The 22506-nt window shown below is 36.1% G+C and carries 18 protein-coding genes and 2 tRNA genes; 7 read left to right on the forward strand and 13 right to left on the reverse strand.

Annotated elements, in window-relative coordinates; all coding sequences use genetic code 11:
- Nucleotides 1-94: 94 nt before the first annotated feature.
- The 3 genes from OO013_RS18550 to OO013_RS18560 form a co-directional block, all read right to left on the reverse strand.
- Nucleotides 95-760 carry a FecR family protein gene (locus OO013_RS18550; protein WP_266058496.1) on the reverse strand — a complete coding sequence of 222 codons (666 nt, stop codon included), beginning with the start codon at nucleotides 758-760 and terminating at the stop codon, nucleotides 95-97.
- An 87-nt stretch (nucleotides 761-847) separates the two neighbouring features.
- Nucleotides 848-1984 carry a trans-sulfuration enzyme family protein gene (locus tag OO013_RS18555; RefSeq protein WP_266058498.1) on the reverse strand — a complete coding sequence of 379 codons (1137 nt, stop codon included), beginning with the start codon at nucleotides 1982-1984 and terminating at the stop codon, nucleotides 848-850.
- 14 nt (nucleotides 1985-1998) lie between these two features.
- Complete coding sequence (locus OO013_RS18560; RefSeq protein ID WP_266058499.1) at nucleotides 1999-3006, reverse strand: potassium channel family protein; 1008 nt, start codon at nucleotides 3004-3006, stop codon at nucleotides 1999-2001.
- Between the two features lie 100 nt (nucleotides 3007-3106).
- On the opposite strand from OO013_RS18560, the gene OO013_RS18565 reads away from it, so the two are divergent.
- Nucleotides 3107-3619, forward strand: a complete 513-nt coding sequence (locus OO013_RS18565) for a DinB family protein (RefSeq protein ID WP_266058500.1) — start codon at nucleotides 3107-3109, stop codon at nucleotides 3617-3619.
- A gap of 64 nt (nucleotides 3620-3683) precedes the next feature.
- On the opposite strand, the gene OO013_RS18570 is transcribed toward OO013_RS18565, so the two are convergent.
- Nucleotides 3684-3851, reverse strand: coding sequence for a GIY-YIG nuclease family protein (locus OO013_RS18570; RefSeq protein ID WP_266058502.1), 168 nt, complete (start codon nucleotides 3849-3851; stop codon nucleotides 3684-3686).
- Nucleotides 3852-3905: 54 nt separating this feature from the next.
- A tRNA-Val gene (locus OO013_RS18575) sits at nucleotides 3906-3980 on the reverse strand.
- A gap of 152 nt (nucleotides 3981-4132) precedes the next feature.
- On the opposite strand from OO013_RS18575, the gene OO013_RS18580 reads away from it, so the two are divergent.
- Complete coding sequence (locus tag OO013_RS18580) at nucleotides 4133-6634, forward strand: YhdP family protein (protein WP_266058503.1); 2502 nt, start codon at nucleotides 4133-4135, stop codon at nucleotides 6632-6634.
- Here the strand turns inward: OO013_RS18580 and OO013_RS18585 are convergent.
- The gene (locus OO013_RS18585; protein WP_266058504.1) at nucleotides 6631-8652 is read right to left on the reverse strand and encodes an OmpA family protein; all 2022 of its coding nucleotides are present in this window, start codon (nucleotides 8650-8652) and stop codon (nucleotides 6631-6633) included. The two genes, OO013_RS18580 and OO013_RS18585, sit on opposite strands and share 4 nt — an antisense overlap.
- A 254-nt stretch (nucleotides 8653-8906) precedes the next feature.
- Here OO013_RS18585 and OO013_RS18590 point away from each other — a divergent pair, with 254 nt between their 5' ends.
- Entirely contained in the window at nucleotides 8907-11357 is a 2451-nt protein-coding gene (locus OO013_RS18590; protein ID WP_266058505.1) for a ligase-associated DNA damage response DEXH box helicase, read from the forward strand.
- Between the two features lie 22 nt (nucleotides 11358-11379).
- Nucleotides 11380-12024, forward strand: a complete 645-nt coding sequence (gene pdeM, locus OO013_RS18595; protein WP_266058506.1) for a ligase-associated DNA damage response endonuclease PdeM — start codon at nucleotides 11380-11382, stop codon at nucleotides 12022-12024.
- A 65-nt stretch (nucleotides 12025-12089) separates the two neighbouring features.
- On the opposite strand, the gene OO013_RS18600 is transcribed toward pdeM, so the two are convergent.
- On the reverse strand, nucleotides 12090-12890 hold the full coding sequence (locus OO013_RS18600) for a (Fe-S)-binding protein (RefSeq protein WP_266058507.1): 801 nt from the start codon (nucleotides 12888-12890) through the stop codon (nucleotides 12090-12092).
- A 21-nt stretch (nucleotides 12891-12911) separates the two neighbouring features.
- On the reverse strand, nucleotides 12912-14225 hold the full coding sequence (locus OO013_RS18605) for a 4Fe-4S dicluster domain-containing protein (RefSeq protein ID WP_266058508.1): 1314 nt from the start codon (nucleotides 14223-14225) through the stop codon (nucleotides 12912-12914).
- Nucleotides 14226-14327: 102 nt separating this feature from the next.
- Here OO013_RS18605 and OO013_RS18610 point away from each other — a divergent pair.
- Together OO013_RS18610 and OO013_RS18615 are read left to right on the forward strand one after the other, a co-directional pair.
- Nucleotides 14328-14400 (forward strand) — tRNA-Phe (locus OO013_RS18610).
- 381 nt (nucleotides 14401-14781) lie between these two features.
- Nucleotides 14782-16065: a sensor histidine kinase gene (locus OO013_RS18615; RefSeq protein WP_266058509.1), complete on the forward strand. Its 1284-nt coding sequence runs from the start codon at nucleotides 14782-14784 to the stop codon at nucleotides 16063-16065.
- Here the strand turns inward: OO013_RS18615 and OO013_RS18620 are convergent.
- From OO013_RS18620 to OO013_RS18635, 4 genes are read right to left on the reverse strand one after another with little or no spacing between them, the layout of a single operon-like run.
- Nucleotides 16059-16658 carry a precorrin-2 dehydrogenase/sirohydrochlorin ferrochelatase family protein gene (locus OO013_RS18620; protein WP_266058510.1) on the reverse strand — a complete coding sequence of 200 codons (600 nt, stop codon included), beginning with the start codon at nucleotides 16656-16658 and terminating at the stop codon, nucleotides 16059-16061. The two genes, OO013_RS18615 and OO013_RS18620, sit on opposite strands and share 7 nt — an antisense overlap.
- Nucleotides 16658-17479 carry a pseudouridine synthase gene (locus OO013_RS18625; protein WP_266058511.1) on the reverse strand — a complete coding sequence of 274 codons (822 nt, stop codon included), beginning with the start codon at nucleotides 17477-17479 and terminating at the stop codon, nucleotides 16658-16660. The genes OO013_RS18620 and OO013_RS18625 overlap by 1 nt, the downstream gene beginning before the upstream one ends.
- A gap of 23 nt (nucleotides 17480-17502) precedes the next feature.
- On the reverse strand, nucleotides 17503-18132 hold the full coding sequence (gene scpB / locus OO013_RS18630) for an SMC-Scp complex subunit ScpB (protein WP_266058512.1): 630 nt from the start codon (nucleotides 18130-18132) through the stop codon (nucleotides 17503-17505).
- Between the two features lie 3 nt (nucleotides 18133-18135).
- On the reverse strand, nucleotides 18136-18522 hold the full coding sequence (locus OO013_RS18635; protein ID WP_266058513.1) for a TraR/DksA family transcriptional regulator: 387 nt from the start codon (nucleotides 18520-18522) through the stop codon (nucleotides 18136-18138).
- A 159-nt stretch (nucleotides 18523-18681) separates the two neighbouring features.
- Between OO013_RS18635 and OO013_RS18640 the strand changes: the two genes are divergently transcribed.
- Nucleotides 18682-19782 carry an isoaspartyl peptidase/L-asparaginase family protein gene (locus OO013_RS18640; RefSeq protein ID WP_266058514.1) on the forward strand — a complete coding sequence of 367 codons (1101 nt, stop codon included), beginning with the start codon at nucleotides 18682-18684 and terminating at the stop codon, nucleotides 19780-19782.
- 241 nt (nucleotides 19783-20023) lie between these two features.
- Here OO013_RS18640 and OO013_RS18645 read toward each other — a convergent pair whose 3' ends face one another.
- Nucleotides 20024-22483, reverse strand: a complete 2460-nt coding sequence (locus tag OO013_RS18645) for a lamin tail domain-containing protein (protein WP_266058515.1) — start codon at nucleotides 22481-22483, stop codon at nucleotides 20024-20026.
- Between the last annotated feature and the right edge of the window lie 23 nt (nucleotides 22484-22506).

The following is a 22506-nucleotide window of genomic DNA, read 5'->3' on the forward strand; positions in this document are numbered from 1 at the left end:
AAACAAAGCAATTAACTACAAAGTGTGAATTCCAGAATCCGGACTTAATTTTCACAAAAAAAGGTGGTTTATGAACAAACCACCTTTCGAAATATTAAAACTTAATTTTTAATTTACCTTTATTGCCTTTACCGCGGTTTCCTTTGCCCGGCTTTCCTTTGCCGGATTTAAATTTACCAGACTTAAAATTACCATTACCGTGTCCGGGTTTAATTTTAAATTTTCGGTTGCCTCTGCCATTATTACCTTTAAAAAATTTGCGGTGTCCACGACCAGGATGAAAACCCCCAAGTTTTAGATCCACAACAAGCAAGTCCAACCAATGATTATGAGCATGATTCGCCCTGGCTACTCTAATGCCCTTATTTCCTGGATGGAAAAACCCACGTTGACCTCGACCCAATTTATGCTTGTGGCCATGGCTATGCAAGTGAACAATGCCTGTAACTACCTCAACATTAATGTCCATATCAATTGAAACAACATTAAAGGATGTTCCTTCAACTTCTACCTCTCCATTTTCAGTTATTACTGTAAATTTTTTTTCTCCTGGAACTACATCAAAAAAAGCTTCACCATCAAGGTGAACTTTTCTTTCTTCAAAATCTTCATCGTAACTAATCTTTGTATTGTGATTCAAATAAACTGTAGAGCTATCAGGTAATGTTACAGTTTTAAAATTGTCTTCTGTTTCTATTGATTTGTCGCCACAAGAAGTAAAAAATATCACAAGAGGAACAAGTATAAAAAATCTTTTCATTTTGCTGAATTTTATTTTCAAATGCAAAATGATAAGAACAGGTTAGTTAAAAAAATCAATATTGCCGGATAACTGACATCCGAATTCTTATGTTAAAGCCTTTTGCCAATCAGAAATAAGATCATCAATGTTTTCTAACCCGACAGATATGCGCAATAGATTATCAGGAGTATTGCTTTCTGGTCCTTCCACAGATTTTCGATGTTCAATAAGGCTTTCAACACCTCCAAGACTGGTTGCAGTAGTAAACAATTGTAATTTATTAGACACGCCAATGGCTTCTTGTTCTCCACCTTTTATAGTAACCGAAAGCATGGCCCCGAACCCATTTTGCATTTGTTTTTTAGCTATTTCATGTCCTTTGTGAGATGGAAGACCTGGATAAAATACTTTTTCAATATTTGGGTTTTCATCTAGATACATCGCGAGCCTATATGCACTTTCACTTTGAGCTTTTACTCTTAAAAATAAGGTTTGTAGTCCTCTGGCAGTTAACCAGGAATCAAAAGGAGACAAAACACCACCTCCCAGATTTTGTATATTCTCAAGTTGTTTTACCAGTTTATCGTTATTGTTAATTACTACCACCCCACCCAAAACATCTGAATGGCCGCCAAAATATTTGGTTGTTGAATGCACAACTACATCCGCTCCGATTTTAAGCGGGTTTTGTAACACCGGGGTTGGCCATGTGTTATCGACAGCAACAAGCACATTATTTTCACGAGCGAGTTTTGTTACAGCAGAAATGTCTGTAATTTTTAGCATCGGATTGGAAGGTGATTCCAGCCATATCATTTTTGTTTTTTCACTAATCGCTTTTTCTAACTTACCCAAATCAGTCATGTCTACTTGGGTATAGTTTAATCCCCACCGGTTAAAAACTTCCTTGATCAGCTTAAAAACAGCAAAATATGCATCATCAGGAATTATAATATGATCACCAGCCTGTAAAGTCTTTAATACTGCTTCTATAGCAGCCATACCCGAAGAAAAGGCAAAGCCTTTGTGACCACTCTCAAGTTTTGCACAGGCATTTTCCAGAACCAATCTATTAGGGTTTGATGTTCTACTATACACAAATCCAGAATCGTAAGATCCATCCTGGTTCCTCTGATAGGTCGTTGAAAAGTATAGAGGTGTACTCACGGGACTCACATCACCTTCAAGTGGTTCTATTGATTTTATGGCTAAAGTTTCAAATGAGAGTTTAGGATCTTCCATAGGTTCATTTTTCTCTACTGCAAGAAGGTATCTTTAAATTTAGCAATGGTGTCAGTTTCACCTAATAGAATCAGGACGTCTCCTTCACCAACTATTTTTTCAGAATGGGGATTGAAAATAAACCCTTCTTCTTCATCTTTGAATGCAAGAATAGTAGTGCCGCTCTTATTTCTCACATCAAGCTCCCTGAGAGATTTGTTTTGATATTCTGGTTTTAATTGAGCATGATTAATTTCTTCAAGTATATATTTACTTTCATTAGACCCATTTAAAATGGTTAGAAATTCTATAACAAAAGGTTTGGTAACCAGGGCAGCCATATAAGATCCCCCTACCATATCAGGCATAACCACATGGGAGGCACCGGCTCTCATTAGCTTTTTCTCGGTATTAGGCTCAGTTGCTTTTGCAATAATATTGATCGATGGATTAAGCTCCCTTGCAGTCAATGTGATAAAAACGTTATCGGAATCACCAGGAAGAGCACAAATTACAGCTAATGCCCTCTTAATACCAGCTTCGAGCAACGTATCATCCATGGTTGCATCCTCATTCAAAAATTTATAGTCATAATGTCCTTCGGCAGAATCAATAACATGTTGATCTTTTTCAATCACCACGAATTTCTGATGAGAACCAGAGAGTTCCCTGGCAGCCATTTCCCCATTTTTACCAAATCCACATACAATTACATGATTACTTAACATTTTTAAAGCACGGTCATATTTATATTTTTGAAATACTTTTCTAAACTCTCCCTCAAAAATAAAAGTAGAAAGAACTGAGACACTATAAGCAAATATACCCAGATTAAAAGCAATATAGATCGTAGTAAAAATTTTACCCTGATCACTCAAAGGCTTCACCTCTTTAAATCCCACTGTTGAAAATGTTAAAATAGACATATAAACACCATCCACAACAGTATAATCTTCTATGTAAACATACCCGATAGTTCCTACCATCAAACTTAGAAGAAACAAAAGGGAAGCAAATATTAATTTTCTAATTGCTCTATGCATCAATTTTTATTAACTGGTTCTGAAAAGTAATTCAAACCAAATGAAATAAGTTACATGGCTATTTACCAATTTTTCAATTAACTTAAATAAAAAACCGATCATGAAAAAGTTACTTACCCTACTAATTATCCTTGTCCCTATCTCTGTTTTCTCGCAAGGGTCATTCCAAAAAGACCTTGCCGGCATGGTCAGGGCAAATTCTGATAAGGTAATCTCTTTGGCAAAAGCTATACCAGCTGAAAAATACGGCTGGACTCCTGAGGAAGGTATCCGTTCAATAAATGATGTTGTTTTACATATTACTGGTGCTAATTATTTTTTTCCAACATTCGTAGGAGTCGAAATGCCTGATGGTATAGATCCTCGAAATATGAATATTTTAGGTAAAGATGCTAGTATCGAAGCTTTGACAAAATCTTATGATCATATGATCAAAGCAATAATGAGCGTTCCTGATGATAAACTCGATGACATGGTTGATGTGTTTGGAAGCCAAATGACTATGAGATCAGTTTTAATCATTTCGTATGGTCATTGTGAAGAACACATGGGGCAGCTGATCGCTTATGCCAGATCCAACGGAATAGCACCTCCCTGGAGCGAAGGAAAATAATTCGAATTCCCCGCTTCTTTTTATCAATAACTTTAAACCCCTTACTATTCAGGTAAGGGGTATTTTATATAACCGTCTCTGGAAAGATCATGTAATAGCCACTGAGGCTTACTGTATATCCTTTATGATTACTGTTATGGCGTCTTAATCTTTCAACTAATTCATCTCCGGTATGGCCTACATAATACTTGTCCAGTTTTACGGAGTATAAAATGTAGCAATAATATTTCACGGTGGTTTCGGTTGAATAAAAAAAAGACAGTCAAATTTCTCTGACTGTCTTTTGTGGGCCCTACTGGATTCGAACCAGTGACCCCCTGCTTGTAAGGCAGGTGCTCTGAACCAACTGAGCTAAGAGCCCTTATTTGTGTCCCTGTTTCGTGTAACAGGAGTGCAAATGTAGTCCACTTTTTTATATTTGCAAACCCTGATTTAAATTTTTTTTAAAAAATATTATTACCCAATTTTACGTATATATTTTTAGTAATCGTTATCAATAAGAAAATCAGAAACTTGAATATAATATTAACCAGCGGTACTCTTAAGAAAATTTTTTTCTGGTTCATTTCTCTAATAGCAGGATTGATCCTAATTCTTATAATTATTATTCAGGTCTTCAAAGATGATATCATCAATGAATTTGTTTCAACAGTCAACCAACGACTAGAAGTACCTGTAAATACAGATGAAATTGACGTTACCCTTTTTGGAGATTTCCCAAATATATCAATCTCCCTGTCAAATGTTTTTTGTGAAGGGAAGCCCAATTATTCCCAAAACCTGATCCGTGCCGACAGAATATTGGTAAATATCGGACTGTTTGAAATATTTAGTGGTGAGGTTTCTGTTAAAAGCATTATTATTCAGGAGGGTGAGGTTAATATCGAGCGCAATGCTGATAACTCATATAACTTCCAGATTTGGAAAGAAGATACCACGAAAGAAAATACCCAAACTACATTCAATATCGACAAGATATTTGTCGATCATGTATTGATTTCTTTTTACGATAATGCCCGTTCAGCAATGTATCAGGCAAATACTCTATTTGCTGAAGTTGACCTTGTTTTAAAACCTGATCAGAAATTTATGGTTGATGGCAATTTTATTTGGGAAAAAATAATTGAACCAACATATAAACTTGATAAATCAATTCCTGTAAACATCGAAACCGAAATAACTTATTTGGCTGACCAAAAAACTGTCAATTGGAAAAATGGACTTTTGGAAATGGATGGTTTTAATTATCTGACTTCAGGGTCTTATATCTGGGAAGGAGAACCAAAAACAGAGGTTTTAGTAAGCTCTAAAAAAACTAATGTAAAACATATACTTCAATTTATTCCAGGAGAACAGGCTGAGCCATGGTTGAAATATCAATCTTCAGGAAATCTATCCTTTCAGGCAGAAGTTAAGGGAAAAGCCGATCTCTATTCTATGTTAATAAATTTCAGAGGTGATAATTTTAATATTACCTATCCGGAAACTGGTTCTAAATTCAAGAATGCTTCAATGGAAGGCAGTTTCACCTCATCTAATATTGATTTAAAAAGTACTTATTCATTAAAAATCTCTGCTCTTTCAGGCCAATTCGGGTCAGATAAAGTGACTGGATACGTAAACTTGGTAAACTTTGTTAGTCCCATTATAGACTGTTCTCTAAAAGGATCTGCTGATTTAAAATTATTAACTGCTTTTTTACCCGGAGAAGATATAGTGGCAAAAAATGGTAAAGTACATTTTGATTTTTCATTAAATGGGAGACTTGAAGACATGAAATCTCAAAAGTTTGAAAATTCAAAAGCCAATGGTGAGATACAAATTCAAAATACTCGCTTCAATGTTAAAGGCTTCCAGTACGACTTCCAGAATTTTCAAGGCAACTTTCGGTTAAAAGATAACCAGTTGGCTATTTCAGACCTGAAAGGTGAAATTGGTAGCAGTGATATACGTCTCAATGGTTTTGCAGATTACATTTTTTCTCTTTTCTCATCTGATAATAAGCAGCAAATATCTATCGAATCAGACCTTTTTTCTAAAAATTTAAACCTGGATGAATTACTATCTGGTAATCTCAATACAGTTAAAGGTCAGGAATACAGCCTCCACTTACCGGAAAAGATTAACCTGGATTTCGATTGTAAAGTTGAAAAAATAAACTTCAGAAGGTTTAGTGCCACCAATCTGACAGGAAATCTAATTATTAAAAATAAAGTAGCTAATATCAAAGATCTGCGACTTAATAGTTTCGGGGGATATTTAGAATTGAATGCTCAAATTGATGACAGATATAAGTCGGGAATTATCATTGATAACAGGGGACGCGTCAATAACATTAATATTGACGAAGTGTTTTATGTTTTTGAAAACTTTGGTCAGACATGGCTACAGGATAAACACCTGCAAGGTCAGATCACTGCTTATGTCAGCAGCCATATTGTACTTGACCCCTCATTAAAGTTTTTGTCGGATTATTTTACATGCAGAGCAGACATTCAAATTAAAAATGGAGAATTAAACAACTTCGAGCCGCTTCAGGATCTTTCTAAATTTGTAAAAGAAGAATCATTGGCAAACCTCAGGTTTGATGATCTTCAGAACGAACTGGTAATAAAAAACAGGCAAATAACCTTACCAAAAATGACAGTTGGCACTAATGTTACCACGCTAGATGTTTCTGGTACACATACCTTCAACCAGGAAATTAACTACCAGGTTATTGTGCCATTATCAAGAGCAAAACAGGATAAGGATGAAGTTTTTGGAGCTGTAGAAGATGATGGTACCGGAAGCCCGAATTTATATTTAAGAATTGTAGGTACCACCGATGAATATGATATTATTTACGACACCAGGGCAGTCAGTAAAAAAATAGTAACTGATATTAAAAGTGAGAAAAAAGAATTAATCGATGCATTTAAACACAAAGGAGTAGACCAGGATAAAACTGTAGAGCTCTCCGATGAATACTTTGATTTCCCTGAAGACACGACAAATAATAAAGCTGACAATTAATCATTCTCAGCTTTATTATTGATATCAAAGACAAAGGATGCTCTTCTATTCTTTGCTCTTCCTTCTTCAGTATCATTATTTCCAATAGGATTAGCTTCACCTCTACCCTCGACTGATATTCTTTCTTCTGAAATACCATAAGCTTCGAGGATCTTTGCTACTTGGGAGGCTCTTTGTTCAGATAATTTATTATTGAAAGATTCAGAGCCTACATTATCAGTATATCCAAATACTTTAACAGAAGCATTTGGGTTCTCTTCCATGAAATAACTAGCCTTTTTAATTTCAGACATAGAAGAGTCTGTTGGTTGAACACTATTAAATTCAAAATAAACAAAGCCAATATTTTCACGTTTCTTTTTAACTCTGCTATCTGTAGCTGTTAAAGCTGCCAGTGAGACTACTTTTCCATCATTAATGATCAGGGAATCTTTCAAAACTTCATCATCTGATTCATCATAAAAAATGCTCAGATCCTCCAGCATTGGAACTCCCATTACGATCTGAAAAAGATCTGGTCTTTGTTCTACTTCAAATTTCTCGTATAAAGTATAATATCCCTCTGCCTGAACAGTTAAAGCATACCGATCATTAAATGTTAAAGGAATTTCATAAGTCTGGCCGAATACATCCTGTGATTTATAAGCTGCTACGACTTCTTCTCCCGGATCGGTTATTAAAATGCTTCCGGGAACAGTATTTTCAGCAACTTTATCACTGAACTTAAGCTTCATCATAAACTTATCTTCTTCCTGGTTAGGGCGACTCAATACATATATGTCTTTTTCTCCATATCCATCCTTTCTAAAGCTTGAAAAGTAGGCTCTGGCTCCACCTGCTGCAAGGTTAAAATAAATATCATCATCAGGTGTATTTACCGGATATCCGATGTTTCTTGGAGGAGACCATGTGTCTGTTTCAGGATTATAAGTAGTACTGTAAATGTCGAAACCACCCATACCCAGATGACCTTTTGAGCTGAAAAATAAGGTCTCATTATCCACATAAATATATGGAGCATCCTCATCGAGACTGGAGTTAATCATAGGTCCGAGATTTTCAATTTCTCCCCATTTTCCATTACTTAATCTACGAGCTCTGTAAATATCACTTCCACCAAAACCACCTGGCCGGTCAGAACTAAAATAAAGGTATTCCCCATTTTTAGTAAAACAAGCACTAGCTTCCCAATGAGGTGAATTAATACCCTCAAAAGGCGTTGCAATACTCCATGCATTCTCACCTGTTTTCTCACTGAAAAACAGATCTCCGCCATTTTCAGGCTTATATATTATTAATTTTTTTCCGTCAAAGCTTAATCCAACATTCGCATCATGGCCTTTTGTATTGACAGGAGGCGGTAATTGTTTAGGAGAATTCCATTTATCATTTACCGTTGGTCGAGTAACAACATAGATGTCTTCAAAAAACCTTCCATCAAGGTCTCTGTTGCCTCCTGTCGTATTCTCCCTCCGAGAGGTGAAATACATAGTTAATTCATCAGCTGTTGGTGTTGGAACATATTCTGCATATTGAGAATTGACTACAGGTCCAGAATTTTTAATTTCCAGACTTAAAACATTCTCCATCAACTCTTTAGCCCTTAAACTCTCCCTAATGAACTTTTCAATTCCTCCCTCTACTAGCATTTCATTATATCCCGGGGCATCGGGCGAAGAAGCGAGAGACAGATATTGATTGTAATAATATATAGCAGTGTCGAAATTATAATTGAAATGATTTATTCTGCCAAGGTAAAAATTTACATCAGCTCTATAATCATCTGGTACTCCTATTTCCTCAAGTTCATTAAAGACCCTTTCAGCTTTTTGACGCTTATCATCGAGAAAATAGCTTTTCCCAAGGTAAAACTTAACCTTTTTATTTGGCTTGGCAACTGAATCCACATAACTAAGGAGATCGGTTGCCAGGTCATAGCTCCCTCCTTCCATATATCGTTCAGCATCACTTAATGCATTCTCAATCGAATTTTGAGCACGAAGTTCGATATTCGTCATGCAAATTATGATGAATAAACTAAACAAGTATTTTAATAAACCTTCTCCCAACAGCATATTTTTATGTTTTCACTGTTTTAATAACCATGTAACTAACCAATACTAACAAAATTAATTGGTTGTAGCTCGTTTCCAAGATATTACCCGAATACTGTACAAAAGACTTACAAATAATAATACTTTTTCATTTTAAAGTCATATTAACATATCTTTCCGACATCTGTTATGTAAAAATAAAGCATTATAATTGTTTAATGATCTCTCCATTTAACAAAGCAGAAAAATGGTTCAATAAAAATAGGTGGCAGGTTTTTGATTTTCAAAAAGAAGCCTGGCAATCAGTTTATTCAGGTGACTCAGGGATAATAAATGCCCCCACAGGCTCAGGGAAAACATATTCAGCTGCCGTTCCAATCATCTCTTTGTGGTCTGAACTTTCAAAGCAGCAAAAAAAGTCAAAAGGAGTTTTTGCTATATGGATAACACCTATCAGAGCTTTGACTGTTGAAATAAAACAAGCGGTTGAAAGGCTGGCCTCAGGTATGGGAATTGATGATTTTAATGTTGCCATCAGATCGGGAGATACAACCACGGCTCAAAGACAAGCCATAAAGAGAAAGCCTCCCCAGTTATTAATAACTACACCTGAAAGCCTCCATCTTCTTTTATCTCAAAAAGATAATGAAACGTTTTTTTCAAATTTACGAGTGTTCATTGCGGATGAATGGCATGAACTTCTGGGATCAAAAAGAGCCGTATTAACCGAACTTGCATTGTCAAGATTTAAAAATCTCAGTAATCAGAAACTACGTATCTGGGGTATATCAGCAACGATAGGCAATATGGATCAGGCATTAGATGTTTTGCTGGGTCCGGAATTTCCCGCAGAAAACAAAAAGTTAATAAAAGCTGATATTGAAAAAAACATCCAGGTAGAAACAATACTTCCCGAAGACGTTAAAGAGTTGCCCTGGTCAGGACATTTGGGCATTAAAATGCTTAAAAAGGTTTTACCAATTTTAAAAGAAAGCAGAAGCACGCTCATTTTTACTAATACTCGATCCCAGGCAGAGATCTGGTACCAAAAAATAATTTCTGAAGCTCCCGAACTAATTGGGTTGGTAGCAATGCATCACGGATCGATCGATAGGGATCTGAGAACATGGGTAGAGGAAGCCATTCACAGTGAAAAACTCAAAGCAGTTGTATGCACATCGAGCCTTGATCTTGGAGTAGATTTTCGACCGGTTGAAACTGTAATACAAATAGGTGGCCCAAAAGGAGTAGCAAGATTTATTCAACGGGCAGGAAGAAGCGGTCACCGCCCTGGAGAAACAGCCAGAATATATTTTGTGCCTACCCACAGTCTCGAACTGCTAGAAGCAGCAGCACTCAGAACTGCGATCAATAAAGGTATCGTAGAAGATCGCCTTCCCTATATCAGATCCTTCGACGTTCTGGTTCAATATCTGGTGACGCTCGCTGTCGGCGGCGGGTTTGATCCGAAGGTTGTATTTGAGGAAATTCGCTCCACATACTGTTTTACAGATCTTTCAAAGGAAGAATGGTTATGGGCACTCGCATTTATCACCACGGGGGGAAGCTCTTTAACAGCTTATGATGAATTTAAGAAAGTTGAGCTGGAAGATGGTAAGTATGTAGTAAACAGTAGAAAAATAGCCATGCGTCACAGGCTTTCAATCGGTACGATCGTCGGTGATACAGCCATGAATATAAAATATAATAGTGGCAAAAGGATAGGCACAATCGAAGAATGGTTTATCGCAGGTTTAAATCCCGGCGATACGTTTTGGTTTGCCGGAAGATCGCTGGAACTTATCAGGGTTAAATATATGACAGCCTATGTTCGCAAATCGAATAAAAAAAGTGGTAAAGTGCCGAGTTGGCAAGGAGGAAGATTACCCCTTTCATCGCAGGTCTCTAAACTGCTAAGAGAAAAGATCAGTCAATACCCTGAATTTGCTGAAGGGTTTGCAGAAACCACAACTATCAGTCCGCTTCTTAAAATCCAGCAAAAAAGATCATTGGTCCCTAAGGAAAATCAGCTTTTGATCGAATATTTCAAAAGTAAGGAAGGGTATCACATGTTTGTATATCCCTTTGAAGGACGTCTGGTTCACGAAGGAATTTCAGGATTGCTTGCTTACAGAATGAGTTTGCTGGAGCCTATCTCCTTTAGTATTGCCATGAATGATTATGGTTTCGAACTACTTTCAGACAAACCCATCCCCATCCAGGAGGCTCTGGACAATGAATTTCTTTCAACCCACAGACTTATTGAAGATATCCAGGCAGGTGTAAATGCAAATGAAATGGCCAGAAGAAAATTCAGGGATATAGCCAGTATTGCTGGCTTGGTATTTAAAGGATATCCCGGGCAGAATATCACAGGTAAACATATGCAGTCATCCACTCAGCTTGTTTTTGATGTTTTTAAAGAATACGATCCTGATAACTTATTACTAAGGCAGGCATATGATGAAGTGCTGGAATTTCAACTTGAAGAATATAGGTTACGTAAAGCACTAGAAAGAATTGAAGAGCAAGAGATCGTTGTAAAACACACTGATAAGGTAACACCATTCTCTTTTCCAATTATGGTTGACCGGACCAGGGAAAAGGTTAGCTCTGAAAAACTTGAAGACCGAATAAATAAAATGAAAATAGAGCTGGAAAAAGATTAGTTTTGCAGAAAATTGGATGAAAGTGAAAAGGCAGGAAATTTTAATAAGAGGGGAAAAACTGACTTTATTACCTCAAAAAGCAATTTATTGGAAGAAGAAATCTGCATTGATTATCGCAGATCTTCACCTGGGAAAAATTACCCATTTTAGAAATCAGGGTGTTGCCCTACCTGCTAATGGAGTGATGAATAACTGGGAAAGATTAGGGAATTTGATTGAAGAGTATTCTCCCGAAGATGTTTATTTTTTAGGAGATCTATTTCATAGTGATTATAATAATGAATGGATAATTTTCGAAGAACTTTCTGCTGAGTTTCCTAGTACCACCTTTCATCTCGTAGCAGGTAATCATGATATACTACCCGAATTTCATTATCAAAAATTCAAAATAAAGGTTTACAAAGAAGCCTTATGCGTAGACCCATTCATTTTCACACATCATCCACTCAAAGAAACCTCTGAATTGTATAATCTTGCTGGTCATATACACCCGGGAGTGGTTTTGAGGGGTAACGGAAGGCAGACAGCGAAATTAAAATGTTTTTATTTCGGTGAAGCCGGTGCCATTTTGCCTTCGTATGGGGATTTCACAGGAATTTATAAAATGAAGATAAAAAAGGGAGACAAAGTTTATGTAGTGACTGAAAATTCAGTTTTGAAAGTATAAAAAAAGTCAGGTGTCATTTATCTGACACCCGACTTTCTGTCTCGGGGAATTTATGAATTGTAAGATTAAACTAAATCTTCTGCTTCAGCAATTAGTTCAGCTATATCCTTTACTTCTACTGATGATTCTTTTTCCTTATTCTTAATACCATCAGAAAGCATAGTCATACAAAAAGGACATCCTGAAGCAATAACACTTGCGCCAGTATCCAATGCTTCTTCGGTTCTTTCAATATTGATCTCCTTGTTTCCGGGTTCAGCATCTTTAAACATTTGAGCTCCACCAGCACCACAACATAATCCTTTGGTTTTGCATCGCTTCATCTCTACTAATTCGGCATCAAGAGATTCAAGGACTTTTCTTGGAGCTTCGTAGACATTATTTGCCCGGCCAAGGAAGCATGAATCATGGAAAGTGATCTTTCTTCCTTTAAATCCACCGCCTTCTTTCACACGAACCTTTCCTTCATCTATTAATTCCTGAAGAAATTGCGAATGGTGTACCACTTCGTAATTTCCGCCAAGTGCAGGATATTCATTTTTAAGAGTATTAAAGCAGTGAGGGCACGCGGTCACGATGCGTTTGACACCGTATCCATCCAACACCTGGATATTAGACATTGCCTGCATCTGAAATAAAAACTCATTTCCTGCTCTTCTCGCCGGGTCACCGGTACAGGTTTCTTCCTCTCCTAATACAGCGAATTTAACGCCTACTTTATTAAGTATTTTAACAAATGCCTTTGTTACTTTTTTATATCTATCGTCGAATGAACCGGCACAACCTACCCAGAAAAGTACTTCAGGTTGCTCTCCTTTTGAGGCCATTTCAGCCATTGTTGGTACTTGTATATTTTCGGTATTCATGTTTTCCTATCGTTAAAATTCTTAATCCTTTTCTTCTGTCTTCAAGTCGTTTGCCCACTTAAATCGATCTGTTGGAGGAAATTTCCATGGAGCAAAATTTGTTTCAATATTACTGAACATTGAATTCCATGATTGAGGAGCACTTGACTCTTCCATTACTACATATCTTCTTAGTTGTAGAATAATTGAGAGAGGATCAATATTCACAGGACAAGCTTCTACACATGCATTACAACTAGTACATGCATTGATCTCTTCTTTGGTAATGTAGTCTCCAAGTAAGGACTTACCATCATCACCCCCTGTCTTCCCAATCTCATCAATACGATCTCTGGTGTCCATCATGATCTTACGAGGAGATAGTTTTTTACCGGTCATATTAGCCGGACACTGTTGTGTACACCTACCGCACTCTGTACAGGCATAACTATTCATCAGGTTGACCCAATTCAAATCGGTAGCATCTTTTGCTCCAAACCTGCTTATTTCAGCTGGTGGTTCAGAAGAGGCTCCTCCTACCCCAAGCATAGCTTTGACCTCTGTTGTTACTTCATCCATATTATTCATCTCTCCTTTCGGATTAAGATTTGCATAATAGGTATTAGGGAAGGCCATGAAAATATGTAAATGCTTAGAGTACGTTATGTATATCGCAAAAGCAAAAATTCCGATTATATGAAACCACCAGGCAACTCTTTCAGTGATTATCAAACCAGTTGTAGACATTCCCTCAAACAAAGGTATCAGGGTAGCAGAAAACACCATTCTGCCGGTTTCGGTATAATTAGCATCCGGTCTTGTTTGCAAGATCTGATCCGTTGCATTCATAGTAAGAATAGCAAACATCAAAATAATTTCTATAACCAGGATGAGGTTTGCATCAAGCTTAGGCCAGCTGGTCATTTCTATTCCACTGAATCTACCTACCTTAAGTACATTTCTTCTAATAAGAAATACTACACAAGAGAATATCACAGCTACAGCAAGAAATTCGAAAATATTTAAAGCTACTGTATAAGCATCTCCTAATGGACCAGCAAAAATTCGGTGAGTACCGACAAGTCCATCAATAATAAATTCGAGAACTTCAATGTTAATTACCAGAAAGCCTACATAGATCAGTAAGTGTAAAAAAGCCGGAATCAATTTTTTGAACATTTTTTTCTGTCCAAAGGCTACGAGTAACATACTCTTCATCCTTTCGCTTTTTCTATCACTCCGATCAACATCCTTGCCCAGCAATATGTTCCCGCGGATTTCCTTGATCCTTTTCGCCAAAAAGTATCCGGCTACTACCAGAACCAATACAAAAGCGATTTGAGACAAATAATTCATTTCCAGGGTGTTTTAAGTTAAGGTTAAAAATAAGTTGTTTTTTTTCTTCAAAACTATTTGCGAGGTTAACAATTTTGCATACTTTTGTGCCACAATTGAGACGGTGATGTAGCTCAGTTGGTAGAGCATCGGACTGAAAATCCGTGAGTCGGTGGTTCGAGCCCACTCATCACCACGTCTAACAAACCTCTCGCTTTGCGAGGGGTTTCTTTTTTTGTTTACGTTGTGAATACCAGTTATTTGAGCCACCATCTTCATAAATATCACTCAATCTAATCAAATTGTTTTTTCTATTAGTAAGCTAAATTAAAAAAAATCATTGAATTTAGTATGCAAGCATACTAAATTTCAGTAATTCGGAATCAGTATAAATAACTTTCCTTTATAAAGTCCTATTTCTGCCTGTTGAGATTTATCTATTAGGAAATTAATTTCTATATTAACAAAAAAGCAGATTTTGATAGACTTATTTTTTTCCCATTTACCTCAGATATTTCTCGCTTTGCTATTTCCTTTTGTAATGATTGGATTTAGCTTGAGATTCAACCGGACCTTTTTGACATATCATTCGACGGCCTGGTTAATCTATGCTATACATCTGGTTTTTGGTCTGGCAATAAGTTTAATGGTAAGATCCGGAACGGCGGTGATTGGATTTAACATCCTTACATTTATATTTCAATTCTCAACATTTGCCTTTATTTTTCTTTTTTCCGCAGGTATGTATATCCTGTTTACCAGGAAAAAGCTTAGTAATATAAAACTGATCATTTGGGGGATAGTCGGGGCTATGTATTCAATGACTGTGATATATTTTACACTGTTATTCAACTATGATACCGAGCGGTCATATTTGTTTCATTTCATGATCCAATCCATCCTGATAGCCATCATATTTGTTTATTATGCTCAATACATTAGACCGGTTCAAAAAAAAGACAAAAAAATCAGCACTTACATAATTGTATTTGGGCTGGCAGGTCATGGGATACTACAATTTTTCTATTTCATCCTTCTTTTAATGGATTTTTCAGGATATAAAACTTACAATATATTCTATTCGACATATGGCTATTTTGATTCTGTCACTATTGCTCTTATGGGAATGGGGTTTTTTCTTTGGCTGCTGGAAAGAGAATCTGTTAAATACATGCGGACAGGACAAGAGCTCGATCAATTTCTCTATCGTACTTCCCACGATATTCGTTCTCCGATCACAACTCTAAAAGGTTTGATCTACCTGGCTAAACAAGAAAAAAATCTGGATGAAGTCAGGTTATATTTTGATAAAATTGATCTGAGTGCAGACAGACTACAATTTATCATTGACGATATTTCAGCTTTTAGTCAGATCAAGAAATACAAGCCAGTGCCTAAACGCATCAATTTCCCGAAATTTCTTTCAGAAGGAATTCTTAATGAATTAGAGTTTCGAAAAAACGACCGTGAAATAACATTAAGAATAAAGGCTAATACTAATAATCAGGAAATCAATACGGATCCATTATTCCTCAAGATAATTTTAAAAAACCTGCTTTCAAATGCAATAACTTATCACAAGCCTTCACGAGAGGAAATGTATATCAACATTGTTCTTGATGAGAATAAATACCATTGGATATTATCAATTGAAGATAATGGAACAGGAATAGATAAAGCGATTAGAGATAATATTTTTGATATGTTCTTCAGAGGGACAAATGAATCAACTGGAACTGGATTAGGCCTTTTTATTGTTAATGTTGCTGTAAAAAAATTAAGAGGTCAGATCAAAGTGGATTCAACCACAAAACACGGCAGCACTTTTAAAATCCTTATACCAAAATTCCCTGTTTACTGATCTTTTTTATTTTTTTTTAACCAGGAAGCAGTAATTTCATTCAATTGATTAACCTTGTAATCGAAGTCTCCTTTTAATTGTTTTCTGATTTCAACGAGCTGATCGATCAACTCATCAATATCATCAGGAATAGATTCTTCAAGATATTGTCTCATCCTCTTGCTGAGGGTAGGTGATTTTCCATTCGTGGAAATTCCAATCTTAAGGTTGCCCTTGGTTACTGTAGACCCTAAATAAAAATCACACAGATCAGGAGTGTCAGCCACATTAACCAGTAAAGAATTTTTCTTCGCTAATGACCTGATCTTAACATGCAAGTCTCTGCTGTCAGTGGCTAACATGACTAAATCAATATCATCTAGATCTTTATCAGTAAAAGCTCTTTCGAAAAGCTTGATATTATCATTTTTCCTGGCAATGTCGCCAATCTCCTTTCTACGGAATTCCTCTGCTACAATCTTAATTTTGGCTTTTGGGGAATTTTTAAGAATGGCCTCGAGCTTTTCCAATCCTACATTCCCTCCCCCTACAAGAAGAATTTTTAATTCCTCCGCTTTTAAAAATATTGGAAACAGATTATTCCTCTCACCCATTATTTAAGCTTCATAATCTTTAATCTAGCCACTTCTTTTTGGCTTAAAAACCTCCACTTTCCTCTTGGAAGATCCTTTTTGGTTAAACCCGCATAGAGGGTCCGGTCTAATTTTACTACATCATAACCAAGATGTTCAAAAATCCGTCTGACAATCCTGTTTCGACCTATATGAATTTCAATACCAAGAGTCATAGCATCAGGAGTCAATACAGAAAGCCCATCGACATGAGCTGAACCATCCTCAAGTTCTACCCCAGCTTTTACCGCGTTAAAGTCTTGTTCTGAGATGGGTTTATCTAAAGTGACCTGGTAAACTTTTTTGATGTTATTTGAGGGATGCATTAGTTTATCAGCAAGATCACCATCATTTGTAAGAAGCAAAAGGCCTGTAGTATTTCTGTCAAGTCTTCCTACTGGAAAAATCCTTTCTTCACAAGCATTAGACACCAGGTCCATAACAGTTTTGCGATCTTCAGGATCTTTGGTCGTTGTGATAAAAGATTTTGGTTTATTTAATAGTATATAGATAAGCTTTTCAGGCTTTACTACTTTCCCTTTAAATTCAACAGTATCACCTATTTGGACTTTATAGCCCATTTCAGTGAGCTTTTTGCCATTAACCTTTACTAAACCCTGTTCGATCAGGGTATCAGCTTCTCTTCTGGAACAAATTCCGGCATGTGCCAGATATTTGTTTAATCTCATTGGCCCGGGCGCCTTCCCCTTATCTTTTTCAACCTTCCTTACGTGGTCAAAATCATATTTTGGCGCCTCCGGCTTGCGCTTATTTATGCGGAAACCTCGTTTCTTGCCTTTCATATTTATCTAAAGTTTATATCGAACTAATTGTCTTCTTCCTCGTAGTTGTCATCTTCGGAAGACTGATCCTTAAATGCGGATGGATTAAAGTCAGGATCATTTTCTTTACCGATGGTGTTATCCTCTTCTGCAAAATCTTTTGGTGTCGGCAGTTCATTCAAACTATTAATACCAAAATAATCCATGAAATTTTCAGACGTGCCGTAAAGCAGTGGTTTTCCTATTGTATCGGCTTTCCCTTTGATAATAACCAGCTCTTTTTCAAGAAGCTTATTAACTGCATAATCACAATTGACACCTCTAATTTGCTCAACTTCTGATTTAGTAATTGGTTGTTTATAAGCAATTATGCTTAGTGTTTCCAAAGCAGAAGTTGAAAGTCGTCTTTTTGATTTTTGTTTTAATAAAATCCCGATGCTTGCCTGATAGGCAGGTTTGGTTAAAAACTGATAACCCCCACCGGATTTTATAATCTCGAAAGCATATTCATCATCTTGATACTTTTTACTAAGCTTATCAATGGCTTCAGTGATATGTTCTTCAGGAACATCTGCATCGAACATCTCTGTAAGACATTTTAAAATCTCCTCAACCTTAATTGGCTGAGGAGAACAAAATATCAATGCTTCAATATGTTTCGCTAAAACATCCAAATGTTATTTGTTTTGCTGCAATTTGGCTTCTATCGAAAGGGTAGTATGCGGAACCGCTCTGAGTCTGTCTTTACTGATAAGCTTACCAGTAACGGAACAAACACCATAGGTACCGTTTTTAATCCTGATCATTGCATTTTCAAGGTTGTTGATGAATTTTTGCTGTCTGGCTGCAAGCTGACTTAACTGCTCTTTTTCAATTGTATCAGCTCCATCTTCAAGAACCTTAACATTTCCGGAAGTATTATCCGTGCCCTGATCGTCCTTTCTACTCAAGGAACCCTTTAACATTTCCAATTCTTTTTTTGCTTTGTCCAGCTTTTCCTGGATCAACTCTTCGAATTCACTTAATTCCTCCGTTGAGTAACGCGTTCTTTCTTCAGTACTCATTTTCGTGGCGGTTATGGTTTTAAAAGTGGCAAAAATACTTAGTATTTGCTAAAATAAAAATTTGATTTATTTATTATTAATAACAATATTTTTTGCCTGTTTAGTATTTCACTATCTTTTACACTTCAAAACGTTAATTAAAAAACTAAAGTTTTAATAATGAAGCGATATTTTACTTTTCTATTATCAGTCCTTTTTATTATTTCCTGTAATAATACGACTGAAAGCGCTAAAGAAGTGACTTCTGACACTACTTCTATATCACTACAACCCCTTGAGATTGAAAAGGATACCTTGCCTGGGCCAATAACAATAATTATACATGGAGGAGCAGGTTTTGTTGACCCAAACTATCTTAAAGATGATATCAGAAAAAATTATAACGAAAAACTCCGGGAAGCACTTAATACAGGATATTCTGTTCTTATGAATGATGGCACAAGTGAAGAAGCAGTTATTGCAGCCATTCAGATTCTGGAACAATCTCCATTATTTAATGCCGGAATAGGTGCCGTATTAAATGCGGAAGGGAAACCTGAACTCGATGCTTCAATAATGAGAGGACGGGACCTAAATGCAGGGGCAGTAGCTGGAGTTTCCAGAATTAAATCTCCAATTGCTGCTGCTTACGCTGTAATGGAAATGAGCGAACATGTAATGATGGCTGGAGCAGGAGCTGAAACATTTATCCAAAACCAGGGCCTTGAAATGGTCGACCCGGGATATTTCATCACCGAAAGGAGAAAAAAAAGCCTGGAAAACGCCAGAAAAAAAGAAATGGGTGACATGAAAGACAAACTTTCTCTAACCTATTCTGATTTTTTAAATCGTAAATTCGGAACAGTCGGAGCTGTTGCTCTTGATAAATACGGAAATATTTCAGCCGGAACGTCAACTGGAGGAATGACCAATAAAAAATATGGTCGTATCGGTGATAGTCCAATCATTGGAGCAGGAACCTACGCTGATAATTCTACCTGTGGTGTTAGTGCAACAGGACATGGCGAGTACTTTATCAGAAATGTTGTAGCATATGACATAGCGGCCAGAATGAAATACTTAGGACAACCGCTGGCTGATGCTGCGGAAGAGGTAGTTATGGAAAACCTCGTTGAGATGAATGGATCCGGAGGTATAATAGCTCTTGATCGAAAAGGAAATATTGCAATGCCATTTAATTCTAAATCCATGTTTAGGGGATACATCAATAAAAAGGATGAACCACACGTTTATATTTATAAAAATGAAGAAACCGAATAATTAAAAAGGAGGGTCGCAACCCTCCTTTTTCGTATATTATGCATTAAGCTGTGACAACTGTTTAATTCGTAATCTTAGACTCTCAAGATCAATATTAATCTTATATCTTTCTCTCAAATACTTTCGTATTTCTTCTACTTGCTTGCCTTTTTGTCTAAGATGGGCAATTGACTTTGTTAAAATATCTTCCATTACAAGCGTCCTCCTACTTATTTTAACGAAGTTTAAATATAAAGTGTTACTATAGCCCTACAGCTAATGGCTTGATAATTATATCATCAATACCATTATTACTAATATAAGTTACTCTCAATATATAATGACCAGGATTTATTACTTGCCCCGAGTCTTTAATGCCCTCCCATCTTAAAGTAATAGAACCAGATACATAACAATCAAGGCAAAGAGTCTTAACCAGTTTTCCCGATAAGCTAAATAATTCCACAGATACCATTTTTGCTGTATTATCGGTTTTTACATTTATCGTTTGCTCCCCGTAATAAGGATCTCCGGGAATTATTACTTTGGGTTGAATGGTAATTTCTCCTTCGAATACATTCTGACTAAATCCTGATATAATTCCAGGAGTTGAATAATTACTTAATTCCGAAGCACTCTTCCATACCGACTTATCTGCTGAATTCCCTTCAAAATTAAATCTTTCTAAAGAAACTCCCTCAGTATCCTCCAGCCATTCAGAATGCCAATTTTCAAAATACGCTGATCTCTCAATTTCTTTTTTAACTTCACCTCCAGGGATTCTCCTGAATATTTCGAAATATCCTCCTGTGTTTCTCAGGTTTATAAAATCTTTGATTTTAATTTTTAAAGGCTTTCCTTTGATTTCGTAATCATCTTCAAGCTCATTATCTTCAGAATATAACAAGGCCACACTTTTAGCCCCTAAATGATATTCATCAAATTCTTCTTCTATAGCTATTGTATCATCAACAATTTGATTATGATCCATGAAGATGAATTTATAATTTGAAATTTCAATTGCACCATCACATTCATTGTAAACTTCAATGAAATCACTTTTCCCTGTTTCAGGATCAAACATAAATTCTGAAACTTTAAGACATTTTTGTTCCGAATCATCAAGGGTTTTAATGTCTTCAAACAAAACAGAATCAACTTCTCCAGTTAGGCAGTTTTTTTGATCAGATATTTTGATGGTATACTCGTGATTAGGATTTAAAAGTCTATTTAAATTCAAATGATAGATTTTATAACCTTCCAGAACTATTTCTTCCGAAACATCAAATTGAATAGATTGATCTTCAATAAATAAATTAAGATTAGAATTATCAGATAATATATCAGCTTTAATCTTTAGGACTGAGTTGTAATCGGAAAAAGTGATTTTCGGTTCAGCCAATTTTTCTGGTACGGATTCGAAATTTACTATTCCCGGATCGGGTTCTCCACCGGTCATATTAAATTCTTCTGCGCATAAAAAGTTTTTAAACCTTCGTTTGAGTGCTGTACCAGAACTGGGCAGATCTAACGAATGAAAAGTTTTATCTGAATAACTTAATGAATCAACTATCACCTCTTCAAACTTGAGAAATACCTTATCTCCCGAATTATTTAAGCTCGGTAAACCGGAAACAATTACAGAATTTGAATAACCCTCTGCCGATCCTGAAAAAACCATCACCTCACTAGTATCAATATCTAATTCAGGTAAGTTGACACATTTGGTGAAATCACAGATAGAAAATCCCTTCAGTGAAATTTTTTGCTTCCCGGAATTATAAATTTCAATAAACTCTTCTGAGTAAATAGTATTCCTGTCAGGATCAGGTAAGACCTCTGTCAATAGCAAAGATTTAAAACTGTTATTAACATGTACCCCTGAAATACTAATTACACCGGTATAGTTGCCATTAAAATCAGAAATATTGTCAATTTTCAAATCATAGTTCTTGAATTGCTGGCCCCATGACAAAGACGATATCTCAAGAATACTATCAGAGCATGTATAATCAGAATGCACTGATTTTCCATTTATCATAAACTCAATCAAAACATCATTGCATTTTATTTCTTTCGAAAAAAATACTGATATTCCATCTTCATTTGCAATATGATCGATCATGACAGGACCACTATCCTCTTTAGCGACTTGTTTAACTCGCCAATAATCAAATTTGAATTTATCAACTCGTGTAGAAGTATAATTGAAAAACATCCCGGAAACAGCGGAAACGAAATCGGGTAAATAATCAAAGCTTCCTGTCACGATTTCACCCTCTTCAGTTTTTTCTTTTATCTGCCATGATGAAATCCCATTAAAGTAAATTAAGAGCTTCTTGGATGGTGAGGTTGAATATTGACCTTCAGAGAAGGTGATAGTTTTCATTTTTATTCCATCTTTATATTTAATTACATTCAGTCCATCATTGGAGCCAGTTTCTCCGATCTGAAGTACTATTCCATTAAGAATATTTTCATTTTCCAGTTCGCCAGCTAAAAGTATTTGTAAACTATTTGATGCCGAAGGTGAAAAAGCCATTTGTAAATGAAGATCATACATTAAAGGCGTATTCAGGTCATTTATTTGATGGTAAAGAAGACTGCTGTTTTTTTCCGTAGAAAAGCTGGAAACAAGATGTCCTTCTTCAGTTTTAAAAAAACTGGTGTCCCCTTGCCAATGTTGATTTTTATTAAATTCAATGGAGTTAAATTCATCCACTATCTGACAAAATATAATATTTG

Source organism: Mangrovivirga halotolerans (assembly GCF_026241165.1).
GTDB lineage: Bacteria > Bacteroidota > Bacteroidia > Cytophagales > Cyclobacteriaceae > Mangrovivirga > Mangrovivirga halotolerans.

What these genes read in the sequence shown, in the direction of transcription:
- OO013_RS18550 (WP_266058496.1), bottom strand. Translation starts at nt 760, where the DNA reads ATGAAAAGATTTTTTATACTTGTTCCTCTTGTGATATTTTTTACTTCT.
- OO013_RS18555 (WP_266058498.1), bottom strand. Translation starts at nt 1,984, where the DNA reads ATGGAAGATCCTAAACTCTCATTTGAAACTTTAGCCATAAAATCAATA.
- OO013_RS18560 (WP_266058499.1), bottom strand. Translation starts at nt 3,006, where the DNA reads ATGCATAGAGCAATTAGAAAATTAATATTTGCTTCCCTTTTGTTTCTT.
- OO013_RS18565 (WP_266058500.1), top strand. Translation starts at nt 3,107, where the DNA reads ATGAAAAAGTTACTTACCCTACTAATTATCCTTGTCCCTATCTCTGTT.
- OO013_RS18585 (WP_266058504.1), bottom strand. Translation starts at nt 8,652, where the DNA reads ATGACGAATATCGAACTTCGTGCTCAAAATTCGATTGAGAATGCATTA.
- OO013_RS18590 (WP_266058505.1), top strand. Translation starts at nt 8,907, where the DNA reads ATGATCTCTCCATTTAACAAAGCAGAAAAATGGTTCAATAAAAATAGG.
- OO013_RS18600 (WP_266058507.1), bottom strand. Translation starts at nt 12,890, where the DNA reads ATGAATACCGAAAATATACAAGTACCAACAATGGCTGAAATGGCCTCA.
- OO013_RS18605 (WP_266058508.1), bottom strand. Translation starts at nt 14,225, where the DNA reads ATGAATTATTTGTCTCAAATCGCTTTTGTATTGGTTCTGGTAGTAGCC.
- OO013_RS18620 (WP_266058510.1), bottom strand. Translation starts at nt 16,658, where the DNA reads ATGGGTGAGAGGAATAATCTGTTTCCAATATTTTTAAAAGCGGAGGAA.
- OO013_RS18625 (WP_266058511.1), bottom strand. Translation starts at nt 17,479, where the DNA reads ATGAAAGGCAAGAAACGAGGTTTCCGCATAAATAAGCGCAAGCCGGAG.
- OO013_RS18635 (WP_266058513.1), bottom strand. Translation starts at nt 18,522, where the DNA reads ATGAGTACTGAAGAAAGAACGCGTTACTCAACGGAGGAATTAAGTGAA.
- OO013_RS18640 (WP_266058514.1), top strand. Translation starts at nt 18,682, where the DNA reads ATGAAGCGATATTTTACTTTTCTATTATCAGTCCTTTTTATTATTTCC.